Source organism: Streptococcus sp. 2106 (assembly GCF_013277315.1).
GTDB classification, from domain to species: domain Bacteria; phylum Bacillota; class Bacilli; order Lactobacillales; family Streptococcaceae; genus Streptococcus; species Streptococcus pseudopneumoniae.
In genome coordinates this window covers 1-524 of the sequence record NZ_VMMS01000149.1, presented here as the reverse complement: position 1 = coordinate 524, position 524 = coordinate 1, and the positions used below count along the sequence as shown (strand labels likewise).

Here is a 524-nt window from a genome sequence, read left to right as displayed (position 1 = left end):
CTGGGATTTGTAAAAGATGTCCTGCCCCCAAGCCTCTATGAAGGTGTGGAAAAAATAGCCAGAGAAGTCTTGACCCAACCTTCAACAGGTTTATTGAGTTTTTCTGTTTTATCGGCGTTATGGAGTTTTTCAAAATCTATGAATTTCTTGCAAAAAGCTTTTAACAAGGCTTATGGCGTCGAAAAGAGTCGTGGACTTATTTCCCATCAGATGGTAAGTCTCCTAGTCAGTTTTGGTTTACAGATCCTCTTTGCTTTTGCCTTGTTTCTGAGCTTATTTGGGCAGATGATTTTGGCTTTACTTGCTCATTATTGGACAAAAGATGGCATTATCTATCAGGCTTTACAAGGTTTGGCAGGTCCTCTGACTTACGCTCTCCTCTTTGCTATCTTGGTCATGCTTTATTATTTTCTTCCCAATCTATCTAACAGGAAAATTAGCTATACCCTACCAGGCAGTGCCTTTGTTCTCTTAGTGATTTTAGGTTTACTAACTCTGTTCTCTAGTTATCTCAATTACTATGT

Annotated in this window: 1 protein-coding gene; it reads left to right on the top strand. The window is 38.9% G+C overall.

Annotation, left to right across the window (positions count from 1 at the left end; all coding sequences use genetic code 11):
• Positions 1 to 524: YihY/virulence factor BrkB family protein (locus HT723_RS11240; protein ID WP_172935215.1), on the top strand; the 524-nt coding region annotated here is incomplete at both ends.